This is a genomic window from Enterobacteriaceae endosymbiont of Plateumaris sericea, assembly GCF_012562605.1.
Taxonomy (GTDB): domain Bacteria; phylum Pseudomonadota; class Gammaproteobacteria; order Enterobacterales; family Enterobacteriaceae.
Genome location: NZ_CP046224.1, coordinates 177,304 through 201,681, shown reverse-complemented (window position 1 = coordinate 201,681; position 24,378 = coordinate 177,304). Strand labels below are relative to the sequence as shown.

The window sequence follows — 24,378 nt, the reverse complement described above, 5'->3', positions numbered from 1 at the left end:
TTAAATGATATTAAAATATATTTTATTATGCGGGAATAGCTCAGATTGGTAGAGTACAACCTTGCCATGGTTGGGGTCGCGAGTTCGAATCTCGTTTCCCGCTCCAAAAAATAATTTTACAGAACAAATGTCTATTAAAATATTACCTAAACAAGTTATAAAACAAATAGCTGCTGGAGAAGTTATTGATAAACCATCAGCTGTAGTTAAAGAACTGATTGAAAATAGTATTGATGCTTTATCATCTCAAATCAATATATATGTTGAAAAAGGAGGAATGAAATTAATTAAAATTAATGATAATGGAATTGGGATGTCTAAAGATGATTTATTATTATGTTTTAAAAAATATGCAACAAGTAAAATAAAAAATTTAGATGATTTAGAATGTTTTAAAAGTTTTGGTTTTAGAGGAGAAGCATTAACTAGTATTAAAAATGTATCTAGAATAAAAATTATTTCAAAAACAACATATCAAAAAATAGCTTGGGAAATATATACAGAAGGTATGGATAATAATATAATTTATTTAAAACCATCACCAAATTCTGTAGGAACAACAATAGAAGTATTAGATCTTTTTTATAATATTCCAGTAAGAAGAAAATTTATCTTTAATAATAATATAGAATTTTTACATATTAAAAATATTGTTAAATCTGTAATTTTAATGAGATTAAATATAGGTATTAAGTTTATATATAATAATAAAATTATTTACAATTTTCCTAAAGTAGAAAATAATATTTCTTATATTGATAGAATAACAAATATATGTGGTAAAGATTTTATTAAACAATCATTAAAAATAAACTCAAATTATCATACAATGAATTTGTTTGGTTGGATTACTTTACCTCAAAGTAAATATTATTCAAATAATATAAAAAAATATTTTTATATTAATAATCGTATTATTAATAATAAATTCATTAATCATATTATTAAAGAAATATGTAAAATTAAATTTGGTTTTTATTATAATCAATCATTTTTAATTTATTTAGAAATAGAACCAAAAAATATTGATCTTAATATACATCCTCAAAAAAAAGATGTAAATTTTTATCAAGTAGAATTAATTTATAATTTTTTTCATAAAAGTATATTAAATTACTCATCATTTTATAAAAATAGTCTTATTGATAAAAATCAAAAAAATCATAATTATGAAAAAAATTATAAATTAAATAATGAAATTTTTAAAAATTTAGATATACATTATAATGATATTTTATTTAATAAAATTAAAAAAAAAAAATTAATTTCATTAAAGAATATTCCTTTATTTTATTTTAAAAATTTTGGTATATTAAGAACAATAGTAAAAAATACTTGGATTATAATTGAAAAAAATAATATTTTATTTTATATTTCTGTAAAAAAAATAGAATTTTTATTATTAAATATGAAATATAAATTTTATTTAAAGAATCAAAATAACATTGAAATTATATATTTAAATATACAAATAAAATTAATAAAAGAAGAATTAGATATTTTAATTAAGTTAAAAAAAACATTAAAAATTTTAGGGTTTAATTTTTTTATAAATAAATTAGATAAATATAAATTTAAATTAATATCTATACCATCTTTATTATTAAATATTGAAATGCAAATTTTTTTTAAATGTTTATTTAAATATTATTTAATTAAACATGATTTATCTTTAAAAGAACTATTAAAATGGATTATTAAATATATAGTAAATATAAAAAAAATATGGAGTTATTTCAACATAATTGATTTATTAATGGAATTTGAATTATTAAATTCTGAAAATAATATTGTTTCAATTACAAAATTATTTCATCCAATAAATTTTAATAATATATTATATGAATAATAAATTACCACCAGTAATATTTTTAATGGGTACTACAGCTTCAGGTAAAACTAATTTAGCAATGAAATTATCTAAAAATTTTCCCATTGAATTAATAAGTGTAGATTCTTCTTTAATATATAAAGGAATGGACATAGGTACTGCTAAACCAAATAAAAAAGATTTTTTTTATACAAAACATTGGTTAATTGATATTAAAGAACCATATGAATATTACTCTGTATTTGATTTTTATCATGATTCTTTAATAATTATTAAAAAAATTATAAAAAAAGGGAAAATACCATTATTAGTTGGTGGAAGTATGTTTTATTATAAAAAATTAATTGATCCTATTTCTCCATTACCATCTACTAATATTCAAATACGTAATAGAATTATTAGTAAAATTAAGAATAATAAATATAAATCTTTACATGATATGTTAAATAAAATAGATTTATGTTCTGCAAATAAAATTCATCCTTCTGATTTACAAAGAAATTTAAGAGCATTAGAAGTATTTTTTTTAACAGGACAACCGTTAAGCAAACTTATTAAAATTAAAAGGAATAAAATTCCTTATAAAATATATCAATTTGGAATAACTTATTATAACCGTACAAAATTATATGATGCTATAAATATGAGATTAATGAAAATGTTTCAATTTGGATTCGAATTAGAGGTAAGAAATCTTTTATATAATAAAAAATTACAAATGAATTTTCCTTCAATGCGTTGTATTGGTTATAAACAAATGTATTCTTATATACAAAATCAAATAAATTATACAGATATGATTAATCAAATAATTTTATCTACACGTCATTTAGCTAAAAAACAATTAACATGGCTTAGAAATTGGAATAATATACATTGGTTAAATAGTGAAGATTTAGATCTTGCATATAATTCTATAGCAAAAGTTATAAATAAAATATTTATTTAATTATAATTAAATAAATATTTTACTCTTATAAAAATAATTTTATAATTAATTAAAATTATGATATAAACAATTATATATTTTCTATAAATTAATAGAATTATATAAAAAATATAATTTTTATTTTAAATAACAATTAAAGTAATATGAATAAAAATAATTCTGATAAAAAAAAAATAAAATATTTTTTAATTTCTTTATTATTAATTTGTCTATATTTTTTTATTAATGGATTTTACATAATTAAAAATACAGGTCAAGGTATTATTCTTAGATTAGGTAAAATACATAATATAGTTTCTCCAGGTTTACATTGGAAATATACTTTTTTAGATAAAATCTATTTTGTAGATACATTTTCTGTAAAGCAAATTATGACAGATAGTATATTGTTAACTGCAGACTTAAATTTAGTTAATATAAAAATAATGGTAGAATATAAAATTTATGATCCATTAGTATACACATTTTCTAATAATGATTTATTATATAGTTTTAAACAATCTATTAATAGTGTTTTAAATGAAGTAATAGGTAATTTAACAATAAATTATATTTTAACTAAAAACAATAATATAATAAGTAATGAAATTAAAAATAAATTACAATTAATAATAAAAAAATATAATTTTGGTATTAATATTTTAGATGTTTATATTGAAAACATTAATATTCCTAAAGAAGATTAAAAATTATTCAATAATATTTTTTTAAAAAAAATTGAAATAGATATGAATAGAATAAAAATTCTATATAAAAATATATTTTAAAATATAAAAATAAATTTAATTTATAATAGATTATTTTAAATTATATAAAATTTAATTTATATTAATAAATTAAAAGAAAAATTTAATAAAATATTATTTTTATATAATTTAAAATTATAAAAAAACATTTAATATTAAAATAATAAAAATAAAACTTTAAATAAAAAATAATTTATTTAAAATATTTTATATAAATCTAATTTTATTAAAAGAAATTAAAATGGGTAAATGTTTTATTTATTTATTAATTATTATATTAAATTTTTTATATTTATCTGTATTCATTATTAATGAAGGATATGTAGGTATTAATTCATATAATAATATTACTACTGTATATAAACCAGGATTACATTTTAAAATTCAATTATTAAATACAATCAAAATTTTAAATTCTGGATTAATAAATACTAATTTTATAGTTGAAAGATTTATTTTAAAAGATAAACAAGATTTAGTAATTCATGTTTATATCATATGGAAAATAATAAATTATAAACTTTATTATTTAGTAACAAAAGGAAATTTAATTCATACTGAAATTATACTTAAAAAACAATTAAGTGATAAATTACAATTAGATATTGATCAATATAATATTCAAAATATTTTTAATTATTCTGGTAATTTTTTAAAAAAAAAAATATCAAGTTATGATAATAATCAAATTAAAAATTTTAAAAAAAATTTTATTTCAAATTTAATTTTTCAAAATAATAATCAAACTATTATTAATAATATGCGTAAAATAGGAATAGAGATTGTTGATGTTAGAATTGAAAAAATTTCTTTATCTAAAGATATTAAAAAATATGTTTTATCATATAATCATGAAAAAAATTAATATTAGATAAATAATAAAAATATAATATCTATTAAATAAAATTTAAAATTTTAATATAAAATATTCGTAATTAATAATAATTATTATACATTTTTTACAGTAAATGATTTACTTTAAAACTTAAAATGATAAAATATAATTTATTAATTAATAATTCTATTATTATGAATAAAAATATTATTATATTAGGTGTTCAGTGGGGAGATGAAGGAAAAGGAAAAGTTATAGATTTACTTAGTAAAAATGTTAATTATGTTGTACGTTATCAAGGAGGAAATAATGCAGGACATACAATTATAATTAATAAAAAAAAAATTATTTTACATTTAATTCCTTCTGGAATTATGCATAATAATGTTAAAACTATTATAGGTAATGGGGTAGTTATATCTCCTAATAATCTTTTAAAAGAAATAAAAGAATTAGAAAATTTAAATATTAAAATTAAAAATAGATTATTTTTATCTGCTATGTGTCCATTAATTTTAGAATATCATATTGCTATGGATTTAGCGCAAGAAAATTTTCTCAAAAAAAAATTAATAGGTACAACAGGAAAAGGTATAGGTCCTGCATATACAGATAAAATATCTAGATATGCATTACGTATAGATGATTTATTTAATAAAGATATTTTTGCTAAAAAATTAAAGTTAATTATTGATTATTATAATTTTCAATTAGTTCATTTTTATAAAAATAATCCTGTAAGTTATAAAAAAATATTAGAAAATACATTAGATATATCAGAAAATATTATAAAAATTTCTATAGATGTTAGTGAATTTTTATATAAAGCTAGAAAAAATAATAAAAAAATTATTTTTGAAGGAGCACAAGGTACATTTTTAGATATTGATCATGGAACTTATCCTTATGTTACTTGTTCTAATACTATAGCTGGTGGTGTAATGACTGGTACTGGAATAGGTCCTTTACACATAGATTATATTTTAGGAGTAGTTAAATCTTATTCTACTAGAGTAGGTTCAGGTCCTTTTCCTACAGAAATATTTGATAAATATAAAGTACATATAAGTAATAAAGGAAAAGAATTTGGTTCAACAACTGGAAGAAAACGTCGTATTGGCTGGTTAGATATAAATCTATTAAAAAAAGCTATAATCATTAATTCTTTAAGTAGTCTTTGTTTAACTAAATTAGATGTTTTAGATGGTTTAGATATTATTAAATTATGTATTGCTTATATAACTCCTTCAGGTAAAAAAATTTTTAATTTACCTATAAAAAAAGAAGATTGGAATTATATAAAACCAGTTTATGAAACACATCCAGGATGGAAAGAAAATACATGTGGTATTACAAATATATTAAATTTACCTCAAGCAGCTTTTAATTATATTAAAAGAATAGAAGAATTAACAAATATTAATATAAGTATCATTTCTACAGGACCAGATCGAAATAATGTCATTATTTTAGATAATTTTTTATAATTATGTTTATTAAAATGAAAATATAGTTAGTAATTTTATTATTATTTTCATATATAATTATAAATTATATATGAAATTAATATAATCTATATCTTTTTTTTTATTTTTTAAAATGATATAATTAATTTAAAATATTAAAATAAATTATATTATATGGAAGATATTATTTTTGGATTTTATCCTATAATAAACCTTTTGAAAAATAATCCAAAATTATTTAAAAAAATTTATATTTTAAATAATAAAAAAATTAATAATAAATTAAAAGAAATACTTATTAATATTAAAAAATATAATATTCCATATTGTAAAACAACAAGACAGTGGTTAGATAAAAAAACTAATAATCATGTACATCAGGGAATATTAGGTATAATTTTTTTTAAAACAATTAAATATCATAAAAACGATATAATAAAAATTATTAAAAAATTTAAAAAACCATTTATTTTAATATTAGATAGGATTACAGACCCACATAATCTTGGAGCATGTATAAGAACTGCAGTAGCAGCTAAAGTTAACATTATTATTTTACCTAAACATCATTCATCAACATTAAATTCAACAGTTAAAAAAGTATCTTGTGGAACATCAGAAACATTACCAATTATATTTGTAAATAGTTTAGTTGAAATAATTAATCTATTAAAAAATAATAATATAACTATAATAGGTGCTGATAATAAAAGCACAAATACTATTTATAATAATAAAATATATTTTCCAATATGTATAATTATGGGTTCAGAAAATAAAGGTATACGTCCTATTATAAAAAATAATTGTGATATATTATTAAATATACCATTATTTAATAATATTGATTCTTTAAATGTTTCTGTTGCTACTGGAATTTTTTTATTTGAAATAATAAGACAAAATTTATTTTAAAATAATATAGATGATATAATGTATTATTTAAAATAATTTAACTAAAAGTATATTAATAATTTATTTAATAAATAACTTTACTATTTAGTATTTAATAGAGATCTTATTATGAATAATCCTCTTCTTAAAAATTTTATTTTACCTCCATTTAATAAAATTAAATATAAATTTATAATTCCTGCTATTCGAAAAAATATTGATGATAATAAATTATTAATAACTAAATTCTTAAAAAATTATAAAAAAAATTATAATTGGAAAAATTTTTGTCAACCAATTTTAGAATTAGATGAAAATTTTAATCGTATATGTTCATTAATAAATCATTTAAATTATGTAGTTAATAATATTGAATTACGAAAAATATATGATGTTTTTATTAAAATTGTTACTAAATATCATTTATGGATAAAACAGCACAAAAAATTATATGATGCTTATATATTTATAAAAAAAAATAAATTTAATTTATTAAATAATATGGAAAAAAAATCTATTAATAATATTATACGTGATTTTGAATCATCAGGTATTTTATTACCTCTTAACAATCAGCAAAAATATGCAAAAATTATAAAAGAGTTAATTTATTTAAACATTAAATTTGATAATAATATATTTGATAGTATTGTTAATTGGAAATTAAATATTGTTTCTAAAATAGAATTAAAAGGGATTTCTAATAATATTCTTAATTTAATTAAAAATAACGCTAAAAAAGAAAATAAAAAAGGATATTTATTATCTTTAGATATGCCAATTTATTCATCAATAATGAAATTTTGTGAAAATAAAATAATTCGAAAAACATTATATTATGCTTACAACACTAGAGCATCAGATCAAGATGGAAAAAATAATTGGAATAATTTTCCTATTATAATTAAAGAATTAAAATTACGTTATAAATTAGCTAATTTATTAGGATATAATTCTTATGCAGAAAAATCTCTTATAAATAAATCAGCTAAAAATGTAAATGAAATTTTATTTTTTCTTAAAAATTTAGTCGAATGTTCTTATGACCAAGCAAAAAAAGAGATATATAATTTAAAAAAATTTATTCAAAAAAAATATAATTTAATTAAAATAAATCCATGGGACACAACATTTTATATAGAAAAATATAAACATTATTTATATGGTATTAACGATAACATTATATGTTCTTATTTTCCATTACTTTATGTTATGAATGGAATGTTTAAAATTATAAATAAAGTTTTTGGTTTAATTTTTAAAAAAAGAAAAGTTAATGTTTGGAATAATAATGTATATTTTTTTGATGTTTTTAATGATAAAAATGAATTATATGGAAGTATATATTTTGATTTATATATTCGTAAAAATAAAAGAAATGGAGCTTGGATGGATATTTGTCAATCTAGAATAATAAAATTTAATAATATACTACAATATCCAGTAGCTTATATTAATTGTAATTTTTCTCATCCAATTAATAATATTTCTTTATTAACACATAATGATGTTATAACGTTATTTCATGAATTTGGTCATGCATTACATCATATTATAACTAAAATTAATATACCTAATATTTCTGGTATAAATGGAATCAATTTTGATATAGCAGAATTTCCTAGTCAATTTATGGAATCTTGGTGTTGGGAACCAGAAGTTATCTCTTTAATTTCTAGTCATTATCAAACTAATAAAATTATGCCACAAAATATTATAGATAAATTAGTTCAATCTAAAAAATATAATGCTGCTTTATCTATAATACGACAAATCGAATTAAGTTTGTTTGATATTAGAATACATAATGAATTTAATCCAGAAAAAGATAATAATCAAATATTAGATTTAATGTATGAAATTAGATCTAGTTTAATTTCAATCACACCTATTCCATCTTGGAATAAATATATAAATATTTTTAATCATATATTTTCAGGAGAATATGCAGCTGGTTATTATAGTTATTTATGGTCAGGACAATTAGCTGCAGATTCTTTTTTATATTTTAAAGAAAATAACTTATTTAATAAAATTATAGGAAAAAAATTTTTAGATAATTTTTTATCTCAATGTAGTATTAAAAATCCTTTAATTTTATTTGAAAAATTTAGAAAGAGAAAATTAGATAGTAATGCTTTACTTATATATAAAGGAATTAAAATTAAAAAATAATAATTTTTATATTATTATTTTATATATTAATAATATACAAAAAAAATTTTATGAAAAATATAAGAAATTTTTCCATTATTGCTCATATAGATCATGGTAAATCTACATTTGCAGATCGTTTAATAGAATTATGTGGTGGTTTATCTAATAGAGAAATGAAGTCTCAAGTATTAGACACTATGGAATTAGAAAAAGAAAGAGGTATTACAATAAAAGCACAAAGTGTAACTTTAAATTATCAGTCAAAAAATAAAAATATATATAAATTAAATTTTATTGATACTCCTGGACATGTAGATTTTTCTTATGAAGTATCTAGATCTTTGTCTGCATGTGAAGGTGCTCTATTATTAGTAGATGCAGTACAAGGTGTTGAAGCACAAACTTTATCTAATTGTAATATTGCTATGAATATGGGTTTAAAAGTCTTACCTGTTATTAATAAAATTGATTTATTTAATGCTGATGTAAAAAAAGTTAGAAAAGAAATAGAAGAAATTATAGGAATTAAATCAGAATTAAATTTACAATGTTCTGCTAAAACAGGATTTGGTATTATAGAAATAATAGAACAATTAGTAAAACAAATTCCATTTCCATTAGGAAAATCCTCTTTTCCTTTACAAGCATTAATTATAGATTCTTGGTTTAATAATTATTTAGGAGTAGTATCGTTAATTAGAATTAAAAATGGGAAAATTAATAAAGGAAATAAAATCATAGTTATGAATACAAAAAAAAAATATTTTGTAGAAAAACTAGGTATTTTTACTCCTAAACAAATAGAATTACAAAAATTAAATTGTGGAGAAGTTGGTTGGATAATTTGTGGTGTAAAAAATATAAATGAACTTCCAATAGGAAGTACAATAACATTAGATTCTAATCCATCTCAAAGTATATTATCAGGATTTAAAAAAATTAAACCACAAGTATATGCCGGTTTATTTCCTACTACTTCAAGTAATTATAATTTATTTAGTACTGCATTAAAAAAATTAAGTTTAAATGATGCTTCATTATTTTTTGAACCAGAAAATTCTAATATATTAGGTTTTGGATATCGATGTGGTTTTTTAGGTTTATTACATATGGAAATTATACAACAAAGATTAGAACGTGAATATAATATTAATATTATTACTACTATACCTACAGTAAAATATCAAATAGAAACTGTAGATAATAATATTATTTATGCAGATAATCCATCTAAATTTCCTCATATAAATAAAATTAAAGAATTAAGAGAACCAATAGCTAAATGTAATATTTTATCTCCTATAAAATATATTGGTAATATTATGAAATTGTGTTCAGAAAAAAATGGAATACAAATTGATATGATTTATCATGCTAATCAAGTATTATTAATATATGAAATACCTATGTTAGAAGTTATAATTAATTTTTTTGATTATTTAAAGTCAATATCTAGTGGTTATGCATCATTAAATTATCATTTTATTAAATTTAAAAAATCTAATTTAGTATCAGTTGATATATTAATTAATCAAAAACGAGTTGATGATTTAACTACTATTACTTATAAAAATAAAATTTATTATTATTGTAATTTATTAGTAGAAAAAATAAAAAAGCTTATTCCTAGACAACAATTTGATATTAAAATACAAGCAGCTATAGGAAAAAATATTATTGCTAGTTCTATTATTAAGCAACTTAGAAAAAATGTTATAGCAAAATGTTATGGAGGAGATATTAGTCGTAAAAAAAAATTAATTCAAAAACAAAAAGAAGGTAAAAAAAAGATGAAAATTATTGGTAATGTTTTATTACCTGCTACTGTCTTTTTAGCTGTATTAAAAATAACAAAATAAATTATTTATTACTATTATTACTATGGACAATATGAACAATAATATATTTCAATCAATACTAATCTTTAGTATGTTAATAACAGGTTTTATGTGGTTTTTCTATAAGATTAAAATCTTATATAATTTTTATATGAAAAAATATACTAAAAATTTATGTTTTTATAATCTTGATACACGAAAAGAATTTTGGAAAAAAGAAATAGGATCTTTTTTTCCTATTATATTATTAGTATTTGTAATTCGTTCTTTTTTATATGAACCATTTTATATACCTTCATCATCAATGATGCCTACTTTACTTATAGGAGATTTTGTTTTAGTAAATAAATTTGTTTATGGGATAAAAAATCCATTTAATAATAATTTCATTATAAATAATGAAAACCCTCAAAGAGGAGATATTATTGTTTTTAAATTTCCTAAAAATCCTAAAGTAAATTATATTAAAAGAGTTATAGGATTACCAGGAGATAAAATTATATATAATACAAAAAATAAACAAATTATTTTATATCCTGCAAATAACAATAATATAAAAAATAATTTTATTATTGAATATAATCATTTAAAAAGAAGTAATTATTTTCAAATTTTTATTAAAAATAATAAACATTTAAAGAAAAAAAAATTAAATCAATATATTTATGGAAGTTTAAAATTATTTGAATATACAGAAAAGATTAATAATCTATCTCATCAAGTTTTATTTTCTCCTGAAATAATTGAAGAATCCTTAAAAATATATCATCAAAAAAATCAAAATAATTATACATGGATAGTACCTTTAGATAGTTATTTTGTAATGGGAGATAATCGTGATAATAGTTATGATAGTCGTTATTGGGGATTTGTAAATAAAAAATATTTATTAGGTAAAGCTGTTTTTATTTGGATGAGTTTAGATAAAAAAGAAAATAAATTGCCAACTAAAATGCGTCTTTATAGAATTAAAAAAATTAAATAATATTATTTTTTATATAAAATTAAGAATATGATTATGTGAATTTTATTATGATGAATAAATTACAACAAAAGTTAGGTTATATTTTTAACCATCAAAATTTATTATATCAAGCTTTAACTCATCGTAGTGCAAGTAGTAAACATAATGAAAGATTAGAATTTTTAGGTGATTCTATACTTAGTTATATTATTGCTAAAGAATTATATAATAAATTTCCTAATGTAAATGAAGGTAATATGAGTCGTATGAGAGCTACTTTAGTTAGAGGTAATACATTAGCTAGTATTGCTAGAGAATTTACATTAGGTGAATATTTATTATTAGGACCAGGAGAATTAAAAAATGGAGGATATAATAGAGAATCTATTTTAGCAGATACTATGGAAGCTTTAATTGGTAGTATTTGTATAGATAGTAATATTAATATTGTAGAAAAAATTATATTAAAATGGTATAAATTAAGATTAAAAAAAATAATTCCAGGAAATAATCAAAAAGATCCTAAAACAAAATTACAAGAATATTTACAAAGATCACATCTTCCATTACCATATTACTTTATATTACAAATTAATGGTGAAGTTCATAATCAAAAATTTACTATTCAATGTAAAATTAATGGTATATCAGAAATAATAACAGGAATAGGTTCTAGTCGTCGTAAAGCAGAACAATCAGCAGCAGAACAAGCATTAATAAAATTAGGAATTTAATTTATAAAATAGGTGGTAATTTAATTGGATAAAATAATATCTTTTTATTTTGGTAGAGTTCTAATATTAGGTAGAACTAATGTAGGAAAATCTACTTTATTAAATCAATTAGTAGAAAAAAAAATTGCTATTACATCTCATAAAATAAATACTACTTATTTTAATATTACTGGAATATATAATTATAATAATTATCAAATTGAATATATTGATACTCCTGGTTTTATAAATAAAAATAATATTACCCATAATTTATTCATAAATAAAAATTTTGATATAATTTTATTTGTTTTAGATAGAAATAAATGGAATGATATAGAAGAAAAAATAATAAAAATTATTAATAATTTTTCTATTCCAATCATAATTATAATTAATAAAATAGATAAAATTTCTAATAAAACAATATTATTACCACATATTAATTTTATTAAAAATAAAATATCTTTTATTGATTTAATTATGATTTCAGCAAAAAATAAATTATATATTAGTAATATTCATAAAATTATATTTAAAATATTACCTAATAAATATCATTTTTTTCCAAAAAATTATATTACAAATCAAACTAAAGAATTAATTATTTCTGAAATAATAAGAAAATATATTTTAAAATATATTCATAATGAAATTCCTTATATAATAAAAATAAAAGTAGAGCCATTTATTATAAGTTCAAAAACTTTTACAAATAATATAAACATATTATTATATGTTAAAAAAATAAGTCAAAAAAAAATATTAATAGGTAAAAATGCTAGAATTTTAAAATTTATTATAAGTAAGTCTAAAAATGATATAGAAATTTTTTTAAATAAACAAATTTCTATAAAAATAAAAATTAAATTAAAATAATTTAAAATATTTATTTTAATTTATTAATTAATAAAAAATTTTATTTAATATGAAAATTATTGGAATAGGAATTGATATTGTAGAAATTAAAAGAATTAAAAAGATTTTTTATAAATTTAAAAATCGTTTTGCACATAAAATTCTTTCTATTAATGAATGGAATTTTTATATTAAAAATAATGATAAAGATAATATTTATTATTTAGCAAAAAGATTTGCAATTAAAGAATCTGCTGTAAAGGCTTTACATACTGGATTTACTAATGGTATATTTTTTAATCAAGTTGAATTATATAATAATAAATATGGTAAACCAGAATTAAAATTCTTTCATCAAGCATTAAATATTGCAAAAAAAATGCAATATAAAAACATTCATGTTTCATTATCTGATGAAAAAAAATATGTTTGTGCAATTGTTATAATTGAAGGTTAATTATATTAAACTTTTTACTTAATGAAATTTTTTATTTTTTATAATATTATATGCTGCTTGTATATTCTGTGTTTTTACTTTAGCTTTTTCTAAAATTTCTGAAGAATATCCTTTTGATATTAATTTGTCTGGATGATATTTACTCATTAATTTTCTATAAGATCTTTTAATTTTTAACATACTATCATTTTTATTAACTCCTAATATTATATATGCTTTATCAATATTTAATTGATTATTATCGTCTTGTTTATAATTATTATTATAATCTTGATTAAAATAATTATAATCTTGATAATAATCATCATTATTATAAAAATTAAAATTATCAAAATAATTATAATAATAGTTATTATAATTATATTTATAATATTTAAAAAAATCTTTGAAAAAAAATTTTTTTACTGAATGATTTATAATTAATTTATTTATAAAATATTTAATTTTTTCTTCAGGTATATTTAATTCATTAAATATTGTAAATAATATTTTTTTTGTTTTATTATTTAGATAATCATTTATAAATGCTATTTTTATTTGAGCTTCTATAAATTTATCTAATAAATTATTATTTTTATCAAATGATATTTCATATAAATTATTTAATTTATTTATTAAAGGATAATCATTTTGTTTTCCTTTTTTAAATGAATTTTGTGCAAATAAAATATCTTTTTTATTTAAATTCATTTCTTTCATCAAACTTAAAGTCATTTTAATATCTTTTATACTAATAAAACCTTTAGATTTACTTACATAACCCATAACTTCAAAAGTAGTTTGGAAGTATAAATTTTTTATTATTTTTTCATTATTAAAATATTGATTATTACTATACATTTCATTTATTCTATCTATTATAGAACCAATAAAAATAGCAAGTAATATGTTAGAAAGACTATGTCCAAATATTATACTAATAAAAAAACCAATTAATCTACCCCAATAAAACATATACTCCTCAATAAATATATGAAAAAATTACAATTTTATTTAATAAAAATATATTATAGATAAATATTACTATTTATAATATATTTTATATTATATTATATAATAAATATTTAAAATAATATTATTTAATTAAATATTTTATTATAATATAAAATAAAATTTTTTAATTAAAATTTTATTAAAAATGGAAAAAAAATGAGAATTAAAAAATTAATATTAATTATGATTTTATATTTTTTTGTATATTATAATAATGTTTATGCATCATTTAAAAATATTGATCAAATAGGAATTGTTATTAACGATGACATGATTACAAAAAAAGATATTTATAATTTAATGAATTTATTTAATAATCAAAACAATAAATATCTACTTACTGATTTTAATATCATAAATACAGAATGTATTAAAAATTTATTTCTTAATAATATTTTTTTACAAATAAGTAATAATTATAATATTTATATACCAGATAATAATATTGATAATATTATTATTAATACAATAAAAAATTTTAATATTAATGTAGATATTTTTAATAAAGAACTTATAAATAATAAAATAAATTATGAAGAATATTATAATTTTATAAAAAAAGAATTAATTATTAATTTAATTAAATTTGAAGAAATAAAAAATAAAACAATTATTTTTGATGAAGAAGTAAATTATTTAAAAAATTTATTATATATTCAGAATAAAAAAAAAATACAGTATAATATTACTATTTTTTATATACCAATAAAAAAAAATTTTAATGAAAAATTATTTTTAGCTAAAGTACTCATTAATAAATTAAAAAATATTAATTTTACTTTATATAAAAAAGATATAAATTTTTACAATAGAAACAATATTCAGAAACAAGAGTTAGGTTGGAAATCAAAAGATCTTTTACCAGATAAATTTATTAATTATTTAGATTCAGTAAATATAAAAGATATAATAGGTCCTATATATTTAGATTCAGGATTTTATTTACTAAAAATTAATAATTTAAAAATTCAAAATAATTTACAAAAAAAAGTTTTAATAAAATTTATTTTTATAAAAAAAAATAATTTAACTAAAAAATTATTAATAAAAAAAATCAATAATATTCGTAATCTTATTATTTTAAAAAAAATAAAATTTGAGAAAGCAATTAATTTATTTTCTTCAGAAAATAAATTAATACAATCTAAAATAAATAATAAATGGATTCCTTTAGAAAATTTTTCTTTTGATATACAAAATATTATTAATAATTTAAAAATAAATGAAATTAGTTCTGTTATTGAACAATCTGATGGTTTTTATTTATTAAAACTAATAAATATAAAAGATTGTTCAAAAAAAGAATCTTTTTTTGAACAAAAAGCAAAAGAGATAATTATGGAAAAAAATTTTTTTCTAGAATTAAATCATTGGTTTTTTACATATTTAAGTGGAGTATATATAAATAATATGTTAAATAATAAAAATATATTTGAATAATGTTAATTGATAAAAACTAAATTATTTATTAAAATTTTATTTTATATAAATATATTAGAAAATATAAAATGAAATTTTTTCTTAAAAAAAAATATGGACAGCATTTATTAAAGGATAAAGATATTATTAATAAAATTATTTCTATTATTAATCCTAAATTTTCTAATTTAATGGTAGAAATAGGACCAGGATTAGGTGCATTAACTATTCCTATGATAAAATATAATAATTTTATTTCTGTTATTGAAATAGATAAAAATTTTGTACATTATTTAATGTATAATAAACAAATTATAGAATCTAAAGTTAAAATTTATTTAGATAATGCTTTAAAATTTAATTTTAATCTTTTAATTAAAAAATATAAAGAAAAATTACGTATCTTTGGTAGTTTACCTTATAATATTTCTACTAAATTAATCTTTTATTTATTTAATAATTATATAAATAATATAAAAGATATGAATTTTATAATGCAAAAAGAAGTTGTAAATACTTTAACTGCTAATACTAGTGAAAAAGATTATGGATGTTTAAGTATTATGGCACAATTTTATTGTAAAATAAAACCTCTAATCGAAATACATCCAAAATCTTTTTATCCTATTCCTAAAGTATTTTCTAATATGGTATATATGAAACCTTATACAAAAAAACCTTATCAATTAAATAATATTTATTTATTAAAAAAAGTAGTACAAAAAGCTTTTAGTATGAGAAGAAAAATATTACGTAATAGTTTAAAAGATTTATTTTCTGTAGACGAATTAAATCTATTTGGTATAGACTATAAAATTCGGGCTGAAAATGTTTCAATATCAGAATATTGTCAATTAGCTCAATATTTAGAATTAAATAACTATTCTTTATAAAGGATATAAACTATGAAATCATTATCTCAAGTTTATATAAAAGTAAATAGTATTTATATAGAATCACAATCTATTCCTAAATCTAATCGTTATGTTTTTGCATATACTATTACTATTAATAATTTAGGAAAAAAATTATTACAATTAATAAGTCGTTATTGGATAATAACAAATGGTAATGGTAAAGAAATTCAAATACATGGTGAAGGAGTTATAGGTAAAAAACCTTATATAAAACCTGGAAATAATTTTAAATATACTAGTGGGACTATTTTAGAAACACCTATTGGTACAATGCAAGGACATTATATTATGATAGATGAAAATAGTAATATTTTTTATGTAGATATTCCTGTATTTCGTTTAGCAATTAAAACTTATATTCATTAATTTAAATACAACAGAACTTATATGACTACTTATATTATTGGAGATATTCATGGTTATTATAATGAATTCTTATCTTTATTAAACAAAGTTAATTTTAATCATAAAAAAGATAAATTATGGTTGACTGGAGATATTATTGCTCGTGGTCCTGATTCTGAAAAAATGTTATTTTATTTATATAATTTTCAAGAATCTATAAGGTTAGTTTTAGGTAATCATGATTTATATTTATTAGCTTTATATTCAGGTATAATACATACGGGTACTATATATGATAAAAAAATATTAGAATTATTATCAAATAAAAAAATTTCTATTATTATTGACAATTGGTTAAAATATCAACCTTTAGTTCAAATAGATGAAGAAAAAAAAATTATAATGACACATGCAGGTATTACTCCACAATGGAATAATATTGATATAATAAAATCTGTTTCAAGTGAAGTAGAAAATATTTTAATAAGTAAAAATAATAAAATTTTCTTTTCTTACATGTCTAATAAAAAATATCAATCCAATGATTGGAATAATAATAAACTTACAGGATTTAAACGTTTTAATTTTATTATAAATTCATTAACAAAAATGAGATATTGTTATCCAGATGGAACACTAGAAATGACGATAAAAGAAGAACCTAAAAATGTATCTAAATTATTAAAACCATGGTTTTTAATATCAAATGACATATATAAAAAATATACAATATTATTTGGACATTGGTCGTCTTTAAATGGTAGATATACACCATCTTATATAATGGGATTAGATACTGGTTGTTGTTGGGGTAATAAATTAACAATGTTATCTTGGGAAGATAAAAAATTTTATACAAAAAAGTGTAAAATTTAATATAAATTTATGTTTAAATTATTACCTATTAGTAAGTATATTTTATATAAATTTAAAAATAAATTTATAAATCGTAATGTAATTTTTTCTGGTAATATTAGAGATTCGATACCAATTTATTTAAAGACTTATATTAGTTTTGTTAATACTCATCAATATGATTATTATATATGGTTAAAAAAATTTTTAAAAAATAAAGTACATTATGATTTAGTTGATAATTTACTAATAAATAAATTTAATACACTTTTATTTTTTTGGTTAAAAAATAAAAGTGAATCAATTTTTTTATTAGAAAATATATTATCTATTTTATCAATAAATAGCGATATTTATATAATAGGAGAAAATAATAGCGGAATTAATCAAATAAAAAATATAGAAAAATTTAATAACATAAATTTTAATAAAATTATTAGCGCAAGAAAATGTAGTATTTATTATGGTTTATTAAATAAAAAAATATTTTTTAATAAAAATTTTTATTGGATAAATTATTATTATAAAAATTATATTATTAATAGTTTACCTGGTGTATTTAGTTCAAATAAATTAGATTATGGTAGTGAATTATTAATTTCTACTATTAAACCTAATAATATAAAAGGTAAAATATTAGAAATTGGTTGTGGTTCTGGTATTATTTCTACAATAATAGGAGGTACTACAAATAAAAAATATTTATTATTTTCAATAGATATTAATTCTAATGCTATTACTTCAAGTAAAAAAACAATACTTGTAAATAATATTAAAAATACATATGTATTTCCTAGTGATGTATATTCTAATATTAATGAAAAATTTGATTTAATTATATCTAATCCACCTTTTCATGTAGGATTAAATTATTCTTTAGATATAATTTATAAAATTATTTATAATGTAAAAAAATATTTAAAATATGGTGGAGAACTTCGTTTTGTTGCAAATAATTTTTTACCATATTTTAAATTATTTAAAAAAAAAAAACAAATTCATATTTTATGTAAAAATAAAAATTTTACAGTATACAGTATTAAGAATATTTAATCAATTATTAAGCTATTATAATAATAGTAAACTATAAAAATTAATAATTTTAAATTATTATCTAATTTTAAAATAATTAATAAAAAAGTTAATTTATTTTTTTAAATAAATAATAATTACAATTATTATTTATTATAATCAATCATTGAATTGATATTCATACCCATTTTTAATGCTATAGATGATACTATATATATAGAAGATATAGTTCCAAAAATTACACCTATAAACATAATTAAAGAAAAATTACTTAATATAATACCTCCAAAAATATATAAAATAAATATCATAGTTAGTATTGTCAATGAAGTAATAATACTTCTTTTGAAAGTTTGATTAATTGATATATTCACAATATAATATATATTTTTGTTGTTCCTTAGTTTATAGCAATTTTCACGTATTCTATCTGAAATTACAATACTATCATTAAGTGAATAACAAATTATTGACATAAGCGAAGAAATAATAGAAAGATCTATCTCAATATAAAATAGTGAAATTATACCGATAGTAATAATTAAATCATGTAATAAAGATATTACTGTACTAAATGCTAAATACCATTCAAAACGAAAACCTACATAAATCCAAATACCTATTAATGTAACCATTATAGTAGCAATACCAGAAAAAATTAAATTTTTACCTACGTTAGGACCTATATATTCTGTTTTTTTAATTATACATTTTTGATTATATAATTTTTGAATTAAATGTATTAGATTTGGGTCAACTATTTGATTATTTTTTATAATATATTTATTTTTTGGTAATTTTATAGTTAAATTATGATTGTTATTTATTAAATTAATTTCAATTTTTGAAGAATATAATTTTTGAATTAATAATCTAGCATTATTTAATTTATTAATTTCTTTTTTAAAATGTAATTCTATTATTGTTCCACCAGTAAAATCTATTCCCCAATTTAAACCTCTATATAATATAATAATTATAGAAGATACAATTAAAATTGTTGAAATAACTAAAGCATAGTTATTCCATTTCATAAAATCATAATATAAAAATTTATTTTGTTTAATTTTTTTTATTTTATTAAAAAAAAAAATACATATTATTTAATATTCTCCATATATAATGAAATTATTAATTTATTAAATAGGCAATTTTTTTATTTTTTTACCACCATAAATAATATTTACTATAGCTCTAGTAATAATAATAGAAGTAAACATGGATGTTAAAATACCAATAAAAGTAGTAATAGCAAATCCTTGTATTTCTCTAGAACCTAAACTATATAAAAAACTAGAAGTAATTAATGTAGTTATATTAGCATCAAAAATACTAGAAAAAGCTTTTTTATAACCATAATCTATAGCTTTTTGAATAGATATTTTATTATTTAATTCTTCTTTTATTCTTTCATTAATTAAAACATTTGCATCAATAGCAATAGCTAATGTTAAAACTATTCCTGCAATACCTGACATTGTTAGAGTAGCACTAGGCAAAAGAGAAAGAAAACTTATAGTAAAAATTAAATTAATAAATAAAGCAATAATCGCAATTATACCAAATATGTTATAATAACATATCATAAATATAATACATATTAAAATACCTATAATACAAGCTTTTATTCCTTGTTTGATATTTTCTTTTCCTACTGAAGGACCAATATTTTGTTCTTCTATTATTTGTATAGGTGCACTTAATGAACCAGATCTTAATAAAATTGATAATTTTTTTGCTTCTTTTATATTTTTTAATCCAGTTATAGTAAAACTATCATTTAATTTTGATTTTATAGTAGCTATATTTATTATTTCTTCTTTTTTATTTTGTAAAATATTACCTTTTATATCTTTTTTATCACTATTTATGTAATTTACTAATACTGTAGCAAGAGCATCTCCAATATGTTTTTCAGAAAATTTTGATAGAATATTACCACCTTTTTTATCTAAAAAAATATTTACTTGAGGTTGATTATATTCATCTCTACTAATATTTGAATGAATAATATTTGATCCATCTATTATTATTTTTTTATTTAAAAAAAGAGGAATTTTATTATTCCATAAATAATAAGAAAAATTTTTACTTTGAATATTATTCATATTATTATTAACTAAATGAAATTCTAATGTTGCTGTACTACCTAACATTTCTTTTGCTTCTGAAAGGTTTTGCATTCCAGGAAGTTCTATAATAATATTATTTATTCCTTTTTTTTGTACTATTGAATCAGAAATACCTATTTGATTAACCCGTTTACGTAATACATCTATATTATTTTCTATAATAGATTTTTTTAATTCTAAAAACCATTTTTTTTTCATAGAAATTAATAAACCATTATTAATTATAGTATAATTAATAAAATTATTATTTTTATTTTTTAAATAATTAAATATTTTATTTCTTATAATATTATTTTTAAAAATAATATTATAATTAAAATTATTTAATCTCTTTACTTGGAATGGAATATTTTTATTATTTAATATTAATTTTAAATCTGTAATATTTTGTTCTCTTAATTTTTGAAAAATATAATCATTATTAGTTCTCAATAAAAAATATATACCACCTTTTAAATCTAATCCTAATTTAACTGGTTTAGCTTTTAAAAAAGACAACCATTTTGGTATGGTGGAAATTAATTTTATTATTACAATATATTTATTATTAGAATTTTCTTTAATTATTTTATATGCTTGTAATTGATTTTCTATATCATTAAAAACAATAATAATATTATTATTTTTTATCGAATATTTTTTATAATTAATTTTATTAAAATTTAATTGATTTTTAATATTTTCTAAAATTTTTACTTTTAAAAAATTATTATTAGAAATATTAATTTGTATAATAGGAATATCTCTATATATATTTGGTAATGAATATATAATCCCAATTATAATAAATAAAACTATTAGAACATATTGCCACCAATAATATTTATTTAACATAATAAAATTCCTATTGATAATTATAAATTATGAAAAAAATTTTTTTACAGTACCTTTAGGGATAATTGAAACAACAAAATCTTTTTTAACAATAATTTGATTATTATTATTTATTAAAATAGTAATATATCCATAATCTGAAATTTTAATTATTTTACCAATAATTCCACCAGTTGTTAATATTTCATCTCCATTAGAAAGAGAATCTATTAATTTTTTTTTTTCTTTATTTTGTTTATTTTGAGGTTTAATTATTAATAAATAACATATTATACTGAAAATTAAAATCATGATAAATAAAGAAATAATATTATCTTTAGAATGTATTTCATTACGTGTAGCTGCTTCTATATTAGAAATGAAAAAATTCATCTATTTTATTCCTTAATAATTAAAATTATAATTATTTTTACATTTAAAAATAATTAATTGAATGATAACTAAATATTGTATAAAATAACATAAAAAATTATATTTGATCAAATAAAATTTTAGGAAATTATTATGATTTTAGTTACAAAAAAAGCTCCTGATTTTAATGCTTCAGCTGTTTTAAATAATGGTTCAATAATTGATAATTTTAATTTTTCAGAATATTCTAAAAATAAAATTACTGTTATATTTTTTTGGCCTTTAGATTTTACATTTGTTTGTCCTTCTGAAATAATATCATTTAATAATCATTATAATGATTTTAATGAAAGAAATGTGAAAATATTAGGTATTTCATGTGATTCACAATTTACTCATAATGCATGGCGTAATACTCCAATTCAAAAAGGAGGAATTGGAAAAATTAAATTTACAATAGTATCTGATCTTAAAAAAGAAATTCAACAAAAATATGGTATTGAACATCCTAAGTTAGGAATTGCATTAAGAGCTTCATTTTTAATAGATAAAAATGGTATTATAAGACATCAATTAGTAAATGATTTACCATTTGGTAGAAATATTAACGAAATGATAAGAATGATTGATGCTTTAAAACATTATGAAAAATATGGTGAAGTATGTCCTGCTCAATGGGAAAAAGGTAAAAAAAGTATAATACCTACATCAACTGGTATTGCTGATTATTTAACTAATAATTTAAATCAACTATATTAATTTTGTAATAAAACATCTGCACATTGTGCACGATATTGTAATAAATGATCTAATAATGTTATTGCTACCATTGCTTCTCCTATAGGTACTGCTCTTATTCCAACACAGGGATCATGTCTTCCTTGTGTTGTACATTGTACTTCATTATTATTTATATCTATTGTTTTTCCTGAAATAGAAATACTAGAGGTAGGTTTCATAGCAAAATTAATAATAATATTTTGTCCTGTACTAATTCCTCCTAAAATTCCACCAGAATGATTACTTTGAAAACCATTCGATCTAATTTCATCTCGATAATCACTACCAAGTGTAGTTACAGACTTAAATCCATCACCTATTTCTACTCCTTTAACAGCATTTATACTCATTAAAGAATGAGCTAAATCTGCATCTAATTTATCAAAAACTGGTTCACCTAATCCTATTGGTACATTTTCTACAATAATAGTAATTTTAGCTCCTATAGAATTCCCCATTTTTTTTAAATTATTTATCATATCTTTTAAATTTTGTACTTGATGTATATTAGGGCAAAAAAAAGGATTTTTATTTACTTCTGACCAACTTTCAAAATTACAAATAATATTGCCCATTTGTGATAAATAACCTCTAATTTTAATATTAAACTTTATAAATAAATATTTTTTTGCAATAGCGCCTGCAGCAACACGCATAGTTGTTTCTCTTGCAGAAGAACGTCCTCCACCTCTATAATCTCGTATACCATATTTTTTTTCATATGTATAATCAGCATGTCCAGGACGAAAAAGATTTTTAATATTATTATAATCTTGTGATCTATGATCCATATTTTTTATCATAAGACCAATACTTGTTCCTGTAGTTAAACCATTAAATATTCCAGACATAATTTTAATCTTATCTAATTCTCTTCTTTGAGAAGTATATTTTGAATATCCTGGTCTTCTTTTATCTAAATCTTTTTGTAAGTCATTTTCTCTTAATGGAATACCTGGAGGAAAACCATCTATAATACATCCTAAAGCGATTCCATGAGATTCACCATATG

Annotated in this window: 23 protein-coding genes and 1 tRNA gene; 19 read left to right on the top strand and 5 right to left on the bottom strand. The window is 17.9% G+C overall.

Going from position 1 to position 24,378, the window contains the following annotated elements:
- Window positions 1-29: 29 nt before the first annotated feature.
- The 13 genes from GJT84_RS00950 to acpS all read left to right on the top strand — a co-directional run bounded on the left by GJT84_RS00950 (window position 30) and on the right by acpS (window position 13,708).
- Window positions 30-106 (top strand) — tRNA-Gly (locus GJT84_RS00950).
- Between the two features lie 21 nt (window positions 107-127).
- Entirely contained in the window at window positions 128-1,849 is a 1,722-nt protein-coding gene (mutL, locus tag GJT84_RS00945; RefSeq protein ID WP_168867083.1) for a DNA mismatch repair endonuclease MutL, read from the top strand.
- Window positions 1,842-2,780, top strand: a complete 939-nt coding sequence (gene miaA, locus GJT84_RS00940; RefSeq protein WP_168867082.1) for a tRNA (adenosine(37)-N6)-dimethylallyltransferase MiaA — start codon at window positions 1,842-1,844, stop codon at window positions 2,778-2,780. Before mutL ends, miaA begins: the two co-directional genes overlap by 8 nt.
- A 143-nt stretch (window positions 2,781-2,923) precedes the next feature.
- Window positions 2,924-3,466 carry an SPFH domain-containing protein gene (locus GJT84_RS00935; RefSeq protein ID WP_168867080.1) on the top strand — a complete coding sequence of 181 codons (543 nt, stop codon included), beginning with the start codon at window positions 2,924-2,926 and terminating at the stop codon, window positions 3,464-3,466.
- Between the two features lie 301 nt (window positions 3,467-3,767).
- Complete coding sequence (locus tag GJT84_RS00930; RefSeq protein WP_168867078.1) at window positions 3,768-4,391, top strand: SPFH domain-containing protein; 624 nt, start codon at window positions 3,768-3,770, stop codon at window positions 4,389-4,391.
- A gap of 164 nt (window positions 4,392-4,555) precedes the next feature.
- Window positions 4,556-5,848: an adenylosuccinate synthase gene (locus tag GJT84_RS00925; protein WP_168867355.1), complete on the top strand. Its 1,293-nt coding sequence runs from the start codon at window positions 4,556-4,558 to the stop codon at window positions 5,846-5,848.
- 153 nt (window positions 5,849-6,001) lie between these two features.
- A complete protein-coding gene (gene rlmB, locus GJT84_RS00920; RefSeq protein WP_168867077.1) occupies window positions 6,002-6,742 on the top strand; it encodes a 23S rRNA (guanosine(2251)-2'-O)-methyltransferase RlmB in 741 nt (246 codons plus the stop codon).
- Window positions 6,743-6,850: 108 nt separating this feature from the next.
- A complete protein-coding gene (locus tag GJT84_RS00915; protein WP_168867075.1) occupies window positions 6,851-8,896 on the top strand; it encodes a M3 family metallopeptidase in 2,046 nt (681 codons plus the stop codon).
- Window positions 8,897-8,946: 50 nt separating this feature from the next.
- Window positions 8,947-10,737: a translation elongation factor 4 gene (gene lepA, locus GJT84_RS00910; protein ID WP_168867073.1), complete on the top strand. Its 1,791-nt coding sequence runs from the start codon at window positions 8,947-8,949 to the stop codon at window positions 10,735-10,737.
- Window positions 10,738-10,759: 22 nt separating this feature from the next.
- Window positions 10,760-11,701, top strand: a complete 942-nt coding sequence (lepB, locus tag GJT84_RS00905) for a signal peptidase I (protein WP_343033624.1) — start codon at window positions 10,760-10,762, stop codon at window positions 11,699-11,701.
- Between the two features lie 35 nt (window positions 11,702-11,736).
- On the top strand, window positions 11,737-12,414 hold the full coding sequence (gene rnc / locus GJT84_RS00900) for a ribonuclease III (protein WP_168867071.1): 678 nt from the start codon (window positions 11,737-11,739) through the stop codon (window positions 12,412-12,414).
- A gap of 24 nt (window positions 12,415-12,438) precedes the next feature.
- A complete protein-coding gene (gene era, locus GJT84_RS00895; protein WP_168867070.1) occupies window positions 12,439-13,272 on the top strand; it encodes a GTPase Era in 834 nt (277 codons plus the stop codon).
- A 49-nt stretch (window positions 13,273-13,321) separates the two neighbouring features.
- Window positions 13,322-13,708, top strand: coding sequence for a holo-ACP synthase (gene acpS, locus GJT84_RS00890; RefSeq protein WP_168867068.1), 387 nt, complete (start codon window positions 13,322-13,324; stop codon window positions 13,706-13,708).
- Window positions 13,709-13,726: 18 nt separating this feature from the next.
- On the opposite strand, the gene djlA is transcribed toward acpS, so the two are convergent.
- Complete coding sequence (djlA, locus tag GJT84_RS00885; RefSeq protein WP_168867067.1) at window positions 13,727-14,662, bottom strand: co-chaperone DjlA; 936 nt, start codon at window positions 14,660-14,662, stop codon at window positions 13,727-13,729.
- Between the two features lie 195 nt (window positions 14,663-14,857).
- Between djlA and GJT84_RS00880 the strand changes: the two genes are divergently transcribed.
- The 5 genes from GJT84_RS00880 (at window position 14,858) to rsmC (ending at window position 19,290) form a co-directional block, all read left to right on the top strand.
- Window positions 14,858-16,141 (top strand): peptidylprolyl isomerase, encoded by a 1,284-nt coding sequence (locus tag GJT84_RS00880; RefSeq protein ID WP_211080603.1) that lies wholly within the window; start codon window positions 14,858-14,860, stop codon window positions 16,139-16,141.
- Between the two features lie 68 nt (window positions 16,142-16,209).
- The gene (rsmA, locus tag GJT84_RS00875) at window positions 16,210-17,013 is read left to right on the top strand and encodes a 16S rRNA (adenine(1518)-N(6)/adenine(1519)-N(6))-dimethyltransferase RsmA (RefSeq protein WP_168867058.1); all 804 of its coding nucleotides are present in this window, start codon (window positions 16,210-16,212) and stop codon (window positions 17,011-17,013) included.
- 12 nt (window positions 17,014-17,025) lie between these two features.
- Window positions 17,026-17,403 (top strand): Co2+/Mg2+ efflux protein ApaG, encoded by a 378-nt coding sequence (apaG, locus tag GJT84_RS00870; protein ID WP_168867056.1) that lies wholly within the window; start codon window positions 17,026-17,028, stop codon window positions 17,401-17,403.
- Window positions 17,404-17,424: 21 nt separating this feature from the next.
- On the top strand, window positions 17,425-18,258 hold the full coding sequence (apaH, locus tag GJT84_RS00865) for a bis(5'-nucleosyl)-tetraphosphatase (symmetrical) ApaH (protein ID WP_168867055.1): 834 nt from the start codon (window positions 17,425-17,427) through the stop codon (window positions 18,256-18,258).
- A 9-nt stretch (window positions 18,259-18,267) separates the two neighbouring features.
- Window positions 18,268-19,290 (top strand): 16S rRNA (guanine(1207)-N(2))-methyltransferase RsmC, encoded by a 1,023-nt coding sequence (gene rsmC / locus GJT84_RS00860; RefSeq protein WP_168867054.1) that lies wholly within the window; start codon window positions 18,268-18,270, stop codon window positions 19,288-19,290.
- A 125-nt stretch (window positions 19,291-19,415) separates the two neighbouring features.
- Here rsmC and secF read toward each other — a convergent pair whose 3' ends face one another.
- The 3 genes from secF to yajC form a co-directional block, all read right to left on the bottom strand.
- Window positions 19,416-20,303, bottom strand: coding sequence for a protein translocase subunit SecF (gene secF / locus GJT84_RS00855; RefSeq protein ID WP_168867053.1), 888 nt, complete (start codon window positions 20,301-20,303; stop codon window positions 19,416-19,418).
- A 105-nt stretch (window positions 20,304-20,408) separates the two neighbouring features.
- Complete coding sequence (gene secD, locus GJT84_RS00850; protein WP_168867052.1) at window positions 20,409-22,235, bottom strand: protein translocase subunit SecD; 1,827 nt, start codon at window positions 22,233-22,235, stop codon at window positions 20,409-20,411.
- A gap of 27 nt (window positions 22,236-22,262) precedes the next feature.
- Window positions 22,263-22,607, bottom strand: coding sequence for a preprotein translocase subunit YajC (gene yajC, locus GJT84_RS00845; protein WP_168867050.1), 345 nt, complete (start codon window positions 22,605-22,607; stop codon window positions 22,263-22,265).
- 132 nt (window positions 22,608-22,739) lie between these two features.
- On the opposite strand from yajC, the gene GJT84_RS00840 reads away from it, so the two are divergent.
- Window positions 22,740-23,345, top strand: a complete 606-nt coding sequence (locus GJT84_RS00840; RefSeq protein ID WP_168867048.1) for a peroxiredoxin — start codon at window positions 22,740-22,742, stop codon at window positions 23,343-23,345.
- Here the strand turns inward: GJT84_RS00840 and aroC are convergent.
- A partial coding sequence (gene aroC, locus GJT84_RS00835; protein WP_168867046.1) for a chorismate synthase occupies window positions 23,342-24,378 on the bottom strand: 1,037 nt, incomplete at its 5' end. The two genes, GJT84_RS00840 and aroC, sit on opposite strands and share 4 nt — an antisense overlap.